Annotated in this window: 15 protein-coding genes; 7 read left to right on the plus strand and 8 right to left on the minus strand. The window is 41.3% G+C overall.

Features of this window, described 5'->3' with window-relative positions; all coding sequences use genetic code 11:
- Nucleotides 1-41 precede the first annotated feature (41 nt).
- Together N483_RS20990 and N483_RS20995 are read left to right on the plus strand one after the other, a co-directional pair.
- Nucleotides 42-728: an ArsR/SmtB family transcription factor gene (locus tag N483_RS20990; protein WP_023397764.1), complete on the plus strand. Its 687-nt coding sequence runs from the start codon at nt 42-44 to the stop codon at nt 726-728.
- A 272-nt stretch (nt 729-1,000) separates the two neighbouring features.
- Nucleotides 1,001-2,131 (plus strand): esterase-like activity of phytase family protein, encoded by a 1,131-nt coding sequence (locus N483_RS20995; protein WP_023397765.1) that lies wholly within the window; start codon nt 1,001-1,003, stop codon nt 2,129-2,131.
- Between the two features lie 79 nt (nt 2,132-2,210).
- On the opposite strand, the gene N483_RS21000 is transcribed toward N483_RS20995, so the two are convergent.
- The 8 genes from N483_RS21000 to N483_RS21035 all read right to left on the minus strand — a co-directional run bounded on the left by N483_RS21000 (nt 2,211) and on the right by N483_RS21035 (nt 10,513).
- Nucleotides 2,211-2,546, minus strand: coding sequence for a hypothetical protein (locus N483_RS21000; RefSeq protein ID WP_023397766.1), 336 nt, complete (start codon nt 2,544-2,546; stop codon nt 2,211-2,213).
- Between the two features lie 178 nt (nt 2,547-2,724).
- The gene (locus N483_RS21005) at nt 2,725-3,690 is read right to left on the minus strand and encodes an acyl-CoA desaturase (protein WP_023397767.1); all 966 of its coding nucleotides are present in this window, start codon (nt 3,688-3,690) and stop codon (nt 2,725-2,727) included.
- A 256-nt stretch (nt 3,691-3,946) separates the two neighbouring features.
- Entirely contained in the window at nt 3,947-4,456 is a 510-nt protein-coding gene (locus tag N483_RS21010) for a hypothetical protein (protein ID WP_023397768.1), read from the minus strand.
- A 590-nt stretch (nt 4,457-5,046) separates the two neighbouring features.
- Nucleotides 5,047-7,113 carry an EAL domain-containing protein gene (locus N483_RS21015; protein ID WP_023397769.1) on the minus strand — a complete coding sequence of 689 codons (2,067 nt, stop codon included), beginning with the start codon at nt 7,111-7,113 and terminating at the stop codon, nt 5,047-5,049.
- Between the two features lie 86 nt (nt 7,114-7,199).
- Nucleotides 7,200-7,490 carry a hypothetical protein gene (locus N483_RS21020; RefSeq protein ID WP_023397770.1) on the minus strand — a complete coding sequence of 97 codons (291 nt, stop codon included), beginning with the start codon at nt 7,488-7,490 and terminating at the stop codon, nt 7,200-7,202.
- A gap of 40 nt (nt 7,491-7,530) precedes the next feature.
- Entirely contained in the window at nt 7,531-8,217 is a 687-nt protein-coding gene (gene tsaB, locus N483_RS21025; protein ID WP_023397771.1) for a tRNA (adenosine(37)-N6)-threonylcarbamoyltransferase complex dimerization subunit type 1 TsaB, read from the minus strand.
- Nucleotides 8,207-10,045: an ATP-dependent DNA helicase gene (locus N483_RS21030; RefSeq protein WP_231105488.1), complete on the minus strand. Its 1,839-nt coding sequence runs from the start codon at nt 10,043-10,045 to the stop codon at nt 8,207-8,209. The genes tsaB and N483_RS21030 overlap by 11 nt, the downstream gene beginning before the upstream one ends.
- Nucleotides 10,046-10,282: 237 nt before the next feature.
- The gene (locus N483_RS21035) at nt 10,283-10,513 is read right to left on the minus strand and encodes a hypothetical protein (RefSeq protein WP_023397773.1); all 231 of its coding nucleotides are present in this window, start codon (nt 10,511-10,513) and stop codon (nt 10,283-10,285) included.
- A 345-nt stretch (nt 10,514-10,858) separates the two neighbouring features.
- Between N483_RS21035 and hisG the strand changes: the two genes are divergently transcribed.
- From hisG to hisH, 5 genes are read left to right on the plus strand one after another with little or no spacing between them, the layout of a single operon-like run.
- Nucleotides 10,859-11,758, plus strand: a complete 900-nt coding sequence (gene hisG, locus N483_RS21040) for an ATP phosphoribosyltransferase (RefSeq protein ID WP_023397774.1) — start codon at nt 10,859-10,861, stop codon at nt 11,756-11,758.
- Between the two features lie 3 nt (nt 11,759-11,761).
- The gene (hisD, locus tag N483_RS21045) at nt 11,762-13,054 is read left to right on the plus strand and encodes a histidinol dehydrogenase (RefSeq protein ID WP_023397775.1); all 1,293 of its coding nucleotides are present in this window, start codon (nt 11,762-11,764) and stop codon (nt 13,052-13,054) included.
- Nucleotides 13,055-13,056: 2 nt separating this feature from the next.
- Complete coding sequence (gene hisC, locus N483_RS21050) at nt 13,057-14,106, plus strand: histidinol-phosphate transaminase (RefSeq protein WP_023397776.1); 1,050 nt, start codon at nt 13,057-13,059, stop codon at nt 14,104-14,106.
- Between the two features lie 9 nt (nt 14,107-14,115).
- Nucleotides 14,116-15,177, plus strand: coding sequence for a bifunctional histidinol-phosphatase/imidazoleglycerol-phosphate dehydratase HisB (gene hisB / locus N483_RS21055; RefSeq protein ID WP_023397777.1), 1,062 nt, complete (start codon nt 14,116-14,118; stop codon nt 15,175-15,177).
- The gene (hisH, locus tag N483_RS21060; protein ID WP_023397778.1) at nt 15,174-15,764 is read left to right on the plus strand and encodes an imidazole glycerol phosphate synthase subunit HisH; all 591 of its coding nucleotides are present in this window, start codon (nt 15,174-15,176) and stop codon (nt 15,762-15,764) included. Before hisB ends, hisH begins: the two co-directional genes overlap by 4 nt.
- Nucleotides 15,765-15,773: the final 9 nt, after the last annotated feature.

Consider the following 15,773-nt stretch of genomic DNA (forward strand, 5'->3'; position numbering starts at 1 on the left):
ATCGCGCTCAAAATGTGATGCTTCGATGCACATCGAACTAAATGGAAATGATGGAACCTGATATCTCAATGATCGCGGGGTTAATAGCCGATCCTGCCCGATCCAAAATACTGACAGCACTTATGGGTGGCAAAGCTCTCACGGCCACGGAGCTATCTTTGGAGGCTGATGTCACACCGCAAACCACTAGCAGCCATTTAGCTAAATTACTCGACGGCGAGCTATTACAAGTCAGAAAGCAAGGTCGGCATAAATACTTTCAGTTAAAGGGGCCACATGTCGCCATAGTGCTGGAGCAACTATTGGTGCTTAGCGCAATATCAACTCCTAAAACTACTACTGGCCCAAAAGATCCGCGTTTAAAACATGCCAGAGTGTGTTACGACCATTTGGCCGGAGAGCTGGGAGTTCAGTTATATGACGCGCTGGCCAGTGCTGATATGCTTGAAGACTTTGGCGAACTAACGCGCCTGACTGAAAAAGGAAAAGCCTACTTTGTGAGCCTAGGTGTAGACTTTAAACAGTTTAAGAAAAACAGCCGCCCCGTATGTAAATCATGCTTGGATTGGAGTGAGCGCCGAAACCATATGGCGGGCCATTTAGGGAATTGGGTACTCAATTATATCTTTGAGAAAAATTGGGCAAAGCAAGATTTAGATGCGCGCTCGATTACTTTTACCAACAAAGGCCTTACGGCCTTTAAACGTGCTTTTTTGATAGAAGATTAAACTCCCCATACGAACCATAACCGTTCAATATTTCGAATTGGAGTTTTTCTTAACTAAGTTTACTCGTCAAACACAATCAGACCATTTCATGTAGAACAATCGAATATTATCTCTGTGAGATTGCTGACAATTGTTTGTAACTATAATAGTTTGAACACTTTTTTGTGTATCGATTTTCACGCATTGAGCTGTAATGCTACACCTTGCAACTAACTAATTCGCAGAACCTACAAATAAACAGAGATTTTCAACCGTTTTGTGATGCAAATTTAATGTTACCCGCGTATATTGCTCAGTTCTATTTATTTTGTATTAATCGATTTATGCGTACTTATTTATTCTTAGCCATCTTGGCACCGTTTTTTGCGTCTTCAGCGCCAATGAAATTAAAGTTTTTGGATGAATTTATTGTCCCAGCTGATCTGCGTGTGAATGGTGATAAAGTAGGTGGCCTGTCGAGCATTGAATACACAGGTGACCAATATTTACTGATTGTTGATGATGCTAAAAATCCGAGATACCTCGACGCCACCATCAATATTAAAGGTAAAAAAATTGAACATGTGCGTTTTGACAAGTCGACAGCGCTTGTTAAAAAAGGCTCAGAAGCTGGTGTGGTTGATCCTGAAAGCTTACGAATAATACCAAAGAGTAAAAGTCTAGTTTGGTGCAGTGAAGGCAGTGTTAGATATAAACATGCACCAGCAATATTCCTGCAAAATGAACAAGGGCTGGCGTCATTTGCGCTCCCTAAAATGTTTGAGATCCAAGACAATTCTGGTCCAAGACACAATGCTGTTTTTGAAGGTATTACAGTCGCTCCCTCAGGAGAAGGTGTCTGGGTATCGATGGAGGGGCCCTTAAAGCAAGATGGTAAAAAAGCCACAGTGCAGCATGGCAGTATGGTGCGCATTTCATACTTCGATTTTGCCTCTAAACAGATGCAATACCAATTTGCCTATTATCTCGAGCCTCTGGTCAATCGCGCCGAAGCTAAACCCGATGCATTTCGTACCACCGGCCTAGTTGAAATATTGCAAATCAGCAAACACCAATTTTTGACCATGGAGCGCTCATTCACAGCTGGAATTTCTGATGGTGGTAATAGCGTCAGTATTTACCTTGTAGATATGAAAGAAGCAACAGATATCAAAAACCTCGCCTCTCTACATAAGCAGCAATTCCGGCCAGCCAACAAGACCTTACTGTTAGATATGGAGACAATAAGGCAACAAATTGGCTCTAAGCATATTGATAACCTCGAAGGCATCACTTTCGGGCCTATGTTAGAAAACGGTAATCAAAGTTTATTGATGGTATCTGACAACAATTTTAATGTGCACGGTAAGCAGTTAAGTCAGATTTTATTGTTTGAAGTAATTACAGGCGGTAAAGCAGGTTAGCTATTTATGTGGCTAGTACATTAAACTTAGCCACCACATGCTCGCTGCCTTAAAACACAAAAGTAGCGAGCTCTGGCACTTATTTCAATTCCATCACTTTAATTTGATTGTCTATACCTGTGATATAGGTAATATCAAACAGCCTGTTATCTTTCAAAAGTACTTGAAACTGGAGTACATATTGGTCTGGGCAATCTCGTCCTAGATCTGTGTGTATCCATTTCATATTGACGTCTACTTGATAAATATCAGCAATGTCACTTGGACTGATGGCGTACATGGGTTGCAATGCTTCCACGATTTCATTTTTCGACTCAGTTAGGATCCCACCAATATCTGGACGGCAAGCAAGAGCAGGATTAATCGAACTACAAAACAAAAGGAAAATCACGAGGGAGCTAAAATATTGCTTCATGAAAATGACCTTTTATAAAAATAAACCTTACCTGTGCCATCACGAAAAGTAAGTTTAGCTGTTAAATTTGAGTTAGGCGCTAAAATTATGTTGAAACAAAACAGCTAACAAATCGCTATCGATTACACAGCCGAACCGCATAAATTAATTACAACATGTGTCATGTTTGGTTCCCGCACTAGCTTGATCTATTTATTAAATTTGCGATTTCACACTTTTCAGGAACGCGTTTTTGACGCTCATCCTTGGCTGAATTCTCTGCGATCAATTCAGACCTCTGTGGCAAATGTTCCGGCAACTTGATATCAGTGACAATCCCTAAGTTACTCAGCGCATTTAAAACCCACCATCCGGGGTCTGGCTCGTCTTTGTATAGACCTAACATAGCAGATCCGGGAAAAGCATGGTGATTATTGTGCCAAGCCTCCCCCATCGAAAGAAACCCGGCTAAACGGATATTATGTCCTTGTACCGCAGCTCCCTCGACTTTCCATGTACGTTCACCCTGATTATGAGCAAAGTAGCCAACTAGCCAATGACCACCAACCGAAATAACCACGCGCAGTGAAACCCCATACAGCACCCAACTCAACCCGCCAAGCCAATAAAGAGGCATTGCTAAGACCAATTGTTGGCAAAGCCAACTAGATTCCATAAATTGATAAAAACGGCTAGCCAACACGCGAGACTCGATGTTAAAAGTTGGTGGATGATCCAGCTTCAAATCACAATTTAATTGCCACCATCCGTCTTTCAGAATTTTTGACCCGTGCAGTAAAAAATCATGACACCGGTTTTGTCTTTGTGCCCAATCTCGCAGGTCATGCTGCTTCAACATACCGATGGGACCTGCCATCCCAACCAATACACCGAGATAAACAAAGGTATATTCCATCCATTTTGGACATTGATAAGAACGATGAATGAGCAATCTATGCATACCCAATGAATGACCAAAGCACAAGGTCACAGCGGTTAATACAAGAAAAACAGCCATCGCAGACCAAGAAAAATAAAATGGTGCGACAAATAGCGTTAGGCACAAATTGGCTAAAAACCAAATTGACTTTATTGGACTCCAAACAACAGTGCCTTTCCAAGCACTATCTGGGTGGGATGCTTTGACTCTATCGCTGTTCTTCATAGCTATTCCTTGGTTTTTCTCACACATTTATCAACTTAGGTAACCAAGTTACTTTATCTAAATATGGGGTATATAAACTTTTTGATTTAAACACACCTTCACTCAACTATGTTAACTCAATCAATTAACAGAACAAACCAAAAATAAAAGCTCAGTAGATGGGTATTCAATAAATTTATAAAATACAAGACTGGATAAGAAATCAACTACCCAGCAGTGTCAAACTTACATCTGGGTAGTTGAATATAAAAGGTGCTTAAAGCTTAAATGGTAATGACGAATGGTGTAGGTTTATCTTGACGTTACCTTCTTTATCTTTGATATAAGCAAATGAATACTCTACTTTAATCTCTTCACCTTTTTTATTAGTGAAATAGTAATTCCCCATAGATATTGCCGAATCACCATCTGTGATGATCCCTTCGTTTTCCCAACGTACTTTGACATATGGCGCCAATGCAAAACCTTTGTCTTCAGCCAAATCTTGGCCTACAAAGTAAGACAAAGCCTCTTTTTTAGTTCCTCTGAATTGGTCGACCGATGCCAAAGTTGGTTTAAACAACACTTGCCCATAATCAAACGCATAAAACCTATCCAAGTGTTTAATTGCAGCTTTTCTTGGGTCCTTTGCCTGGCCAATTTTCACAATCCCTTCACCCCAACCTTTTTGTGCAGCTTCTACTTCAACAGTAGAAATGGGTCCTGCATTTGCGTTTAGTGAAGCCAATGAAGCAATTGCTATTGAGGTTGCAGCTAACCTTCTCATATTTTTTCCCTTTAATCCAAAAGTTAATTTTTCTATAAATTACTGATCTAAATAGAAGTTCAATTAATTTAACAGAGTCGACTTGCTCTTTCGTGATGGATGCAAACGTTACAGCCTGACTTTTAAGGCCATCAACGAAAGGTCTAATTACTACATCAGCGTTACGTTATAAAAAAATTAAAGAATTGTAAATTTATAAAGTTTCAAGTGACTTTCTAACTCGCCAACCATCATGGTAGCGAAGTAGTCGATATTTTAAGAGAAGCTTCAATGGACTCTACTTTTTTCCGTATCAATGCTGTATTTGTGTATCCACTTTATCGTTGGGATTACATCAAATAGACGAAATGGGTAACAAAATCACCAGCAGGACAATTGAGTGAAATTGAAGAGGCTTAGATCTTATGCTTATACAAACATACTTCATAAGATCAGGATTTTATAAAACAACTAAGCGGTTTTGTTAAAAATGACGTTGGGTAACCCCTAATACTATTGATGAATTACACCTAATTTCTCAGCTAAAAACTCAAACAAAAAAAGTTAACGGCGATAATATGCAGGTTTTTTGGTATGTGCACCAGATATAATTACTCTTCAGTCTCCTCGGTTTTTGTTGTGTCCTCAGCCTTTTTTTCAGCGCCTTTGGTCATAAACAAATAGATTGCCTCTTCAACAGGCATCGCTTTAAAGTATAGAAAGCCCTGAACACATTCAATATGAGATTGCTTTACAACTTGCTCTTCGTCCGCAGTTTCCACCCCTTCAGCCACCAGCTTGAACCCCAGTTTAGAAATCATTTCAGACAAATTGGTATATAAAGAAATGGATTTACTGTTCAATTGATCAGGCAATAGACTTCGATCGAGCTTTATTGTTTCAATATTAAGCTTTGATAAAACAGACAAACAAGAGTAACCAGTGCCAAAGTCGTCCATAGCGCAGTCGATTTTATTCTTCTTAAGCGCATCAACAATCGTTACTGTCTTATTAAAATCTTCTATATAACTAGACTCCAATAACTCAACTTCGACTTGACCGGGAAATTTAGCAAATGCTTTGATAATACGTCTATACCCTCCTGTCAGGAGGTTTTGCGGTGAAATATTAAAACTAATTTTTGGTTTTAACCCATGCTTAGCAAATTGCTCAAGATCGATTTCTAGCTGATCAATCACATAATTATCAATAATATGTAATAGATTATGTTGCTCAAGAGTCTCTAAAAACCAAGGCCCAGATACAGTACCGTCTTTATTAGTCAGCCTAAGTAGAGCTTCAAAGCCAACGACTTGTTTGTTGTACGGGTTAATTTTGGGTTGATAAAACAGTGTCAATGCACCCTGGTTAAGCGCCTCAGTTACTTCCTTTAGGCTGTGTGCATTAATTTGCTCTTTTCTTTGTGTTGCACTGAAAGAGCCTTCGGCTCCTTCCTCAATCATACGGCCTGCTGTGTAGCGCTTCATTAACACATCTAGTGCTTTTCCAGACAAATTATTGTCTCGGTTAGCCTTCAAAAACGGAAAATATATTAAGGCGTTAATCAAAACCAGTGCAACTTGTAGTAGAATCCCTTTTACACTTTCAGTTAACAGCCAACCATTAATAAATATAGGCGTAAACCAAGGTATTTCTTCAATATATTGAATGGAAATAAAGCCACTATAAAAAGCAAAATAAGCGATCGATGCATTAACTAAAGGGCATAATAAAAATGGCAATAAGATGTAAGGGTTAAATACAATTGGCAATGCATAAATCATAACTTCACTAATGTTAAACATAGCCAAAGGTGATGAGATAATCGCTATACGCTTTTCATGTTGACCTTTTTTTAAAAACAAAGCAGCAACGATTAAGCCCCAAATACAGCCAGTTCCACCCAAAATAACAAACCCAGTAAAAAAGTTGTAGCTGATTAAGTCAGGAAGTACATAGTAACTGGTTAATTCGCTAGATACTAAAATATGGTAAGTATTATCCCCATGAACACCGATAAACCACAACAAGTGAGATATCAATAATTGCATAGAGAGTTTTTCAAATACATTCCAGTGTGGATTTAGGGATCTCAACCCTTCAACTATGGTTTCAGCAGCCAAATCAATATAAGGGAATAACAGCAGCACCACACTAGTCACAATTAAGTAGGGTAAAATTAGATTTAAATGCTTACGCAAAAATAAGCTAATTGAGCTTACGCCTACTAGGCGGAAAACTTTCAAGCGCTCTAAATAAGACAAAGAATAACAACACACCACAGGCATCAGCAAAGAATACAAAGCACCCATGCGGTGATTAATTGCTAAGTCACTACCAGAAATTGTAATGTAACCCGTTGTAGCCGTGAAACAAGTGAAAACTAAAATAGGGCTAGCAATAGTGTGAACTTTAAGGTTTTTTGATAGGTAGTAACTAAAGGACATCAAGGTGAGTACCGGGAAAATGCCCCATACTAGCGTGTTGAAGTCCTCTAAAAATTGATGCTCAACCCCCTTCATGGAGATATTGAGCCACTGATTGATCAGTGTGATAACAGAAGCAACTATGAAGAAAGGGATTAACGCAATATAGCCCTCTCGCAGCGAAAGTATCACTGTGTTAGAGGAAATTTTAAATGCATATTGGTTAAATTTATTCAGCAACGTTCTTGTCACAACTCAGTTTTTCTTTTTACATTACCCCAATAAAATTAGAATACAATCGCTTATTGCAATTTTTTACTGAAAATAATTCAACCTGATCAGGCGTATATATCAACACCTATTAGAGACTGGATTTCCGAGCGGCGGCTGTCATTTTGTAAGGCTGAATACGCTTGAACAGCTTTATTTGAGTTGAAGGAAGGTTGATCGTAAATAACCGAGTGCTTATCTTGTCGAAACTGCTCTGCCAGTTTTACACCTTGCGAGCTGAACTTGATATCACTGACTTTCTGAGTGTTTTCAGTTGGGCGCGAGTCGTTCTGAGCTTTTAAAACCTGAGACCTAAGCTGGTAAGTATCTCTATTTTGAACAACTTGATTAATTTGCATCACACGCGCCCATCATTGTGCCTAATTTAAGGATAGCTTTCTATTCTCTACCAGGCAACTTTTTCCAAGTTACAGTGTCTCTCACGTAGTGTGGCTGTGCATCTTGTGCCGAGACAGTATTCTCAGCAGCAAAAGCGATGTCTCCAAGTTCTAACATGTAAGCTGCATTTGGCAAAGAGATCGAGTCAATGGTAGACACATTGAGTCGCTTTGCATCATCAGCGTAAGTTTGCCAACCAGTTCCAACCCCAGAGACTCCATTAAAGTCACCAGTTATTGTATCTGGCTTGATTACAATTTCATTTTGTTTCGCTACAGCATTACCTTGCGTATCTTTGATAAAGTGTCCTAGGTAAATTTCCCCCATACGCGCATCAATTGCGCTGATCACTTCATTGCAACCTTTTTCCTTAATAGCTTCTTGTGCCATGGCTTGAAGCGTAGAGATACCAGAGAGTTTTAACCCCGCTGAATAAGCTAACCCCTGAGCAACAGCAACACCAATCCGCACACCAGTAAAGCTGCCTGGTCCACGGCCGTATACGATCCCATCTAGCTGTTGAAGCGTGCAATTTGCCTTAGACAATAGCGTATCTACAAGCGGAAGAATTTTCTGACTATGCTGTTGGGGACACACTTCAAAATGAGTAAACGTGTTGCCTTCGAAATGTAGGGCAAGACTTAAAGCTTCTGTTGAAGCGTCTATTGCTAGCAAATTATATTTCATGTTTATCGATGTTCTCTAAAAATTTCAATGCCTTCTCCAAGTCTCTAGTGCGAGTCATTGGCGGTAGACTTTTAATAAACGTTTCACCGTATTTTCTCGTAACTAAGCGATTATCGCAAATAATTAGCACACCTTTGTCAGCTCTATCACGAATTAATCGCCCGACCCCTTGCTTCAGGGCGATCACAGCTTGAGGCAGCTGAATATCATCAAAAGGTTCTTTTCCGCTCAATTCAGCGTCTTTCATTTTGGCTTGTAGCAAAGGATCATCAGGCGAAGTAAACGGCAATTTATCTATTACGACACAACTCAGTGCATCACCTCTGACATCAACGCCTTCCCAGAAAGAGGCTGTACCAAGCAACACCGCATTACCATGACGAATAAACTGCTCCAGAATAATTCGTTTCGACGACTGCCCTTGCATAAATACAGGGTACTCGGTCGCAGTGCTGATCCCTTCATACACTAGATGCATAACACGGTAACTGGTAAACAGTAAAAATGTGCGGCCTTGGGCTGCATTTATTACAGATTTTGCAACCTTCACCAATGAGTGTGGCATTAATTCGTCTTTGGTTTCAGGTAAATACCTTGGAAGGCAGAGTAGTGCTTGTTTTTGGTAATCAAACGGACTGTCGACGATTTTGTGAAAATCAGGCTCTAAGCCCAGACTAGAATTAAAGTGTTCTAAGCGATTATCCACTGACAAAGTAGCCGAAGTAAACACAAAGCCAGCTTCTGTTTTCTTGATTATTTCTCGAAATCGGTTTGACACATCCAGCGGCGTTATATGAATTGTGACAAAACGACGTGTTGTTTCAAACCAATAACTGTATCCTGTCTGCGCTACATCAAACGCCCGTTCCATCTGGCCTTTAAATGCCATAACGCGCTCAAATGGGTGTTCAATTTTGTCACTTCTATCAAGGCAAAGTTTCAATACTTTATATAAAAAGTCTAAATTACCAATAACTCTGTGAAGTGCCTCACAAATAACCTTGTCTTTAAGTGCTTCTCGCCAATCTCCGCGCGCGCCATCTCCACCAAAGACCAATCGCAGATCTGCAATACTGGTTGCTAACTTATTCAGCGTCTTGCCCAGCTGCAGCATGTCGGGCATATCACTTAGATAGATCACCCGAATGTCATTCACCAAATCATTAAGTTGTTTCGTACTGATCGACTCACCAAAATAGTCACTTGCAATTTCATTTACTTGATGCGCCTCATCAAAGACATAAGTATCTGCGGTGGGCATCAACTCAGCAAAACCAGAGTCTTTTACTGCCATATCCGCAAAAAACAAATGATGATTAATCACAACCAAATCCGCATCCATTGCTTTGAGCCTTGCTTTACGTATATAGCATTCAGCAAAATCTGGGCATTCTTTCCCTAGGCAATTATCCGCTGTCGAACTAACATAGGGCAGTACTTTGGCATCTTCTTCGATACCAACGCAATCTGCCAGATCGCCTGTTTGAGTCTCAGTTGCAAATTTTGCAACCATAGCAAGCTGGTGCATCACATCTGGATCGTCTGTTGGGACGTGCGCAACATGCTGATTAAGTCGGTATGTACATAGATAGTTAGCACGCCCCTTGAGCAACGCAGTTTTGCGCCCTTTTTCAAGTGCTTTTACAAGATTTGGTAAATCACGGTGATACAATTGCTCTTGAAGTGCTTTTGAGCCTGTAGAAATGATCACTTTCTTCTGGTTTATAAGAGCTGGAACAAGGTAAGCAAACGTCTTACCTGTACCTGTACCCGCCTCAACCACACACTGACCGCCATTTTTGACAATTTCATCAATTGCAATAGCCATTTCAATTTGAGGCCGTCTTGGCTGATAACCAGAAAAATGGCGAGCAAGCGGACCGGAGGACGAAAAGTACGGTTCTATAGACAAAGAAAAATATTACCTGACTAAATAAGTCAGGCAATTCTAATTTCAAATCAAAATGAGAGCAAGCCAACCCTGCACACTGTTCCGTATTTTATGCCTAGTTAAGCCCCTAAACACCGATATATATTCAGCTTTACTGCCTCAAAGCTTCCTTATTCATGCCCAAGTATCTAAATGAGATTCATCTTCTTCACTTTTCACTTCTTCCTTGTCTTCATCTTCAGGCAAGTCCCGTTGATGCTTAAGTTCACTATCGACATTATTTGCTTGAGACTTTCCCTTTATTTTCTCAGCTTTGTTATCCAATACACCGACGATCTTAAATGGACCATTGTGCGCAATTTTCAAGCGAACAATCGGAGCCATGAAAGGTTTAAATACATCCATATACACACCTCCTCCAAAGTAAACTACTGACCTACATACTTATTATCGGCTGATATAAATTATTCTTTATTTATTTTTAAAAAGTGCTTGCCAGCTTCGGTAATTTCATGATTATCTATAAAAAGTTAATCGAATTACAAAAAATTTTACATTACAGGTAAGAACATGTTTTTAAATCTGACAGCAGTACATCATCACCATCATACATCGGGATAGCCTGTCAGGTATTTCGCTGGTGGGTTATTCCTAAAAGGAACCTCCGGCGAATCACTCAACGTATTTAAAATTTATTTCGCCCTGAGGTTCCCTCGGGGTTTTTCGTTTTTGAATATTAGGAAATAAATTATGAATACAACTAATCGCTTACGTATCGCAATCCAAAAATCAGGCAGACTATCAAAAGACTGCCAATCCTTGTTAAAACAACTGGGCGTCAAGCTCAATCTACGTGAGCAACGCCTCATCGCTCACTCAACCAACATGCCAATCGACGTACTACGAGTGCGCGATGACGATATTCCGGGATTGGTAATGGATGGCGTATGTGATTTAGGTATTGTGGGTGAAAATGTACTTGTCGAAACACAAGCTGAACGCGAGCGAGTCGGTCAAGCCAACGCCGTAAAGAAGCTTTCTAAACTAGATTTTGGCTATTGTAGACTCGCACTTGCATGGCCACAGGAGCTAGGTCAACAATCTAAAGACTGGTTTAACGGCAAGCGCATTGCAACAACCTATCCTGAAATATTAAAACAGTACCTTGCCGACGAAAATATTGACGCAAGTGTTGTCATGTTAACGGGCTCCGTTGAAGTCGCACCACGTGCAGGCCTTGCTGATGCAATTTGCGACCTAGTTTCTACTGGCGCAACTTTAGAAGCCAATGGCTTAATGCAAGGTGATACCATTTTGGAGTCCAATGCTTGTTTAATTCAAAATGCAAACCTCAACGACGACAACAAACTTTCTCTGATCAACAAGTTACTCCCGCGTTTAAAAGGTGTTAGGCAGGCAAAAGAAAGTAAATACATCATGTTACACGCTCCGAAAGCAAAGCTGGAGGAAGTCTGCGCGCTGCTACCTGGTACAGGGCAACCTACTTTGCTCTCACTCGCTGGCAGTGAAGACTATGTGGCGCTGCACATGGTAAGCAGTGAAACGCTATTTTGGGAAACCATGGAAGAGTTAAAAGCACTAGGGGCCAACTCAATACTCGTCATGCCAATAGAAAAAATGATGGAGTAAACCATGCTCGTTTGGAATCAACTAGACCAACAAGCACAGCTGAAATTGCTCACTCGCCCTGCGGTTAGCGCAGGTGCGGGAGTGCAAATGGCTGTTGAAGGTATCATTGAGGAAGTGCGCCAAAAAGGCGATCAAGCTCTATTTAAAATGGCTGCGCAGTTTGATAATCGTCAATCGGATAGGTTGCGCGTAACTGAAGACGAAATCGCTCAAAGCGAACTTCAACTCAGCAACGAGTTAAAAAGTGCAATTGACCAAGCGTACGACAATATTCGTGCCTTCCACGAACTGCAACTGCCTGAATCGAAAATGCTTGAAACACAACCTGGCGTTGTATGTGAATTAAAATACCAGGCCATCGATGCTGTTGGAATTTATGTGCCTGGCGGAAGTGCACCACTGCCCTCTTCAGTGCTAATGCAAGGTGTATGTGCGCAGTTGAGTGGTTCAAAAACAGTCGTGCTCGCAACACCGGTTAAAGGGGATGAACGCATCCACCCTGCGATTTTATATGCAGCTAAAAAATGCGGTATCAAGATCATCGTTGAAAGTGGTGGTGCAGGCGTTATTGCCGCAATGGCACTGGGAACCGAGAGCGTCCCGAAAGTAGATAAAGTTTTTGGCCCGGGTAACGCATTTGTGACCATGGCAAAACAGCTATTGTCTCAGTCTGTGCCGGGATTCGCTATCGACATGCCTGCTGGGCCTTCTGAGGTGCTCGTTATTGCCGATGAAAATGCCAACCCAGCTTTTGCGGCAGCCGACTTATTGTCTCAAGCAGAACACGGTGCAGATTCTCAGGTATTACTCCTGAGTGATAGCCCAACATTTATTAATGAAGTTGACGCGGAAATCACTAGGCAGTTAGCAACGCTATCAAGGGCTGACATTGCCAAACAAGCAATGGGAAATAGCGCGCTGATACTCGTTGAATCAATCGAGCAAGCGTTTGAACTCTCGGCTGAATATGGCCCTGAACATTTAATTCTGCAAATACGAGATGCGCAATCTCAAGTTGACTTAGTTAAAAATGCAGGTTCAGTCTTTGTCGGTGACTATACACCAGAATCAGCAGGCGATTACGCATCGGGAACTAACCACGTACTACCAACGTATGGTTACAGTAAAACCTATTCCAGTTTAAATTTAATGGATTTTTTTAGAACCTACACGGTTCAATCCATTACCAAACAAGGTTTACTTGATTTAAGCAAAGCGATTTTACCTTTGGCTGAGGCCGAAGGGCTGGATGCGCACGCCAACGCCGTTGCAATTAGAATAAATGGTGAGAAATAACAATGTCTAATTCATTACTACCGCAAAATATTGCAAGCTTAAAAGCTTATAGCTCGGCTAAAAGTGAAAAGCTCACAGGCAACACTTGGCTTAACGCCAATGAAAGCCCGTTCAATAAATCAGTTGAATTGTCACTCGATGAATTAAATAGATACCCAGAGCCACAACCTGAAGCCGTGATCAATGCGTATAGTGATTATGCACAACTCTGTCCCTCACAGGTTCTGATGACCCGAGGTGCAGACGAAGGCATTGAACTGTTGATGCGCACATTTTGTGAACCAGCAAAAGACAGCATCGCCATTTTCACGCCAACTTATGGCATGTACAAGGTGTCTGCGGACACACAAAATATCGCCATTAACGAGCTTTCACAAGCGCAACTACAACAAGAGCAAGTCAATGAATTAAGCAAGCGTATTGGCAACGCCAAGTTGGTTTTTATTTGCAATCCAAATAACCCAACAGGAAGTTTAACGCCTGTAGATAAAGTAGCATCCCTGGCAAAAGCACTCGAGAACTCAGCATTAATTGTAGTGGACGAAGCGTATATTGAATTTTCGCCAGAACAAAGCGCCGTGTCTTTGCTACAAGACTTTAATAACGTCGTAGTACTTAGAACTCTGTCTAAAGCATTTGCACTAGCCGGGCTACGAACGGGCTTTTTACTTGCTAATGACGCAGTATTAAACCCGGTAAGAAAAGTCATTGCCCCCTACCCTGTTTCAACTGCGGTCGCAAAAATCGCTGAGCAAGCACTGACACCAGATGCGGTCACACAAATGCGCCGGCAGGTAAGTATTTTAAACAGCAACAAATCCAAATTGGAAGCGTGGTTAAGCAACTCCCCCCTTGTCACTCAATTATTATCTGGTGAGGGCAATTTCATCACCTTGCAACTGAGCGACAAGGCACTTATTGGTAAAGCGATGAAAGCCGGCACCATCATGCGACCATTTACACTATTTGGTGAAGACAACTGGCTCAGAATATCTATCGGCAGCGAGCAAGAATTAGAACAAGTCAAACTTTGGTTAGAGCAAAGCAAGTAAGGAAGTAAAATGAGTACGCCATATCTATTCATCGACCGCGATGGCACATTAATAGAAGAGCCAGTAACAGATAAACAAGTAGATAGCCTAGAAAAGCTAGCACTACTACCCAATGTTATTCCAGCTATGCTGGCGTTGCAAAGTGCGGGATACCGTCTGGTTATGGTGTCTAATCAAGATGGGTTAGGCACTGATAGTTTCCCCGAAGAGGATTTTGCCGCCCCGCACAATAAAATGATGGAAATCTTTTCATCACAAGGGATCAAGTTTGACGAAGTATTAATTTGCCCACACTTTGACGAAGACAACTGTAATTGCCGTAAACCAAAAACAGGCCTACTGACGTCAATTATGCGTTCCGGTAAAGTCGATTTATCTCGATCTTATGTCATTGGTGACCGCCACACAGATATCCAGCTCGCTGAAAATTTGTGTATTCAAGGTATTCTTTATGATGGTGATTGGAATAAAATCGTCACTGAGCTAACAACACAGAATCGCCAAGCAAGCGTAATAAGAAACACCAAAGAAACACAAATTTCTGTCACAGCAAATTTGGACCAAACAACTAACGGCGAGATAAATACAGGCCTTGGCTTTTTTGACCACATGCTCGACCAAATCCGTACTCACGCAAATATTGGCTTGGAAATAAAAGCGAAAGGTGACTTGCACATTGATGAACACCACTTGGTAGAGGATGTGGGTATTGCGCTTGGTCAAGTACTTCGTGAAGCATTGGGCACTAAGTCTCAAATCGCACGTTATGGTTTTGCCCTTCCTATGGATGAGTGTAAAGCAGAATGCCAACTTGATTTATCGGGTCGCGCATCTTTTGTACTCAACGCCGATTTTAGTCGAGATAACGTGGGTGATTTAGACGTACAAATGGTCGAGCACTTTTTTAAATCTTTGTCAGATAATGCGCAAGTAAGTCTGATTTTAAGCGTATCTGATGGCAACTGTCACCACCAAGTAGAAGGCCTATTCAAAGCATTTTCTCGTGCACTACGCATGGCAATAGCTAAAGACAAGTCACAACTCACAGCTAGCTCAAAGGGGTGTTTATGATCGCCATAATTAATACTGGATGCGCCAATATCAACTCTGTTCGTTTTGCCTTTGAACGCCTCGGAGTCACTCCCGAAGTACTATCAGACCCAAATCAGTTAAATCAGTTTGACCGCGCAGTGCTGCCAGGTGTTGGTCATGCCAATGTCGCAATGAAACGCCTAGTTGAACAAGGTTGGCAGCAAGCTGTTAATGAATATAACAAACCTCTGCTGGGCATTTGTCTCGGAATGCAGATGCTATGTGATGACAGCGAGGAAGGTAATGTCAATGGGCTTGGGATTATTGACGGCAGCGTCAAGGCGTTGCAAACAGGTAATTTAACGAGTCCACATATGGGTTGGAATAACATTAAAGTCACCAAAGAACACCCTTTGACCAAGGGTATCACAAATGACGATCAAGTTTACTTCGTGCACAGCTTTGCCCATGAGGTAAATAGTACGACGTTGGCAAGCTGCGAATACGGCCAACCCTTCTCAGCAATTATCGCTAGAGAAAACTACGCCGGTATGCAGTTTCACCCTGAAAAAAGCGCCAAAGTCGGTGCAAAACTTTTAACTAATTTTATGCAATGGCAAGTTTAATAAGGAACG

Source organism: Pseudoalteromonas luteoviolacea NCIMB 1944 (assembly GCF_001625565.1).
GTDB lineage: Bacteria > Pseudomonadota > Gammaproteobacteria > Enterobacterales > Alteromonadaceae > Pseudoalteromonas > Pseudoalteromonas luteoviolacea_F.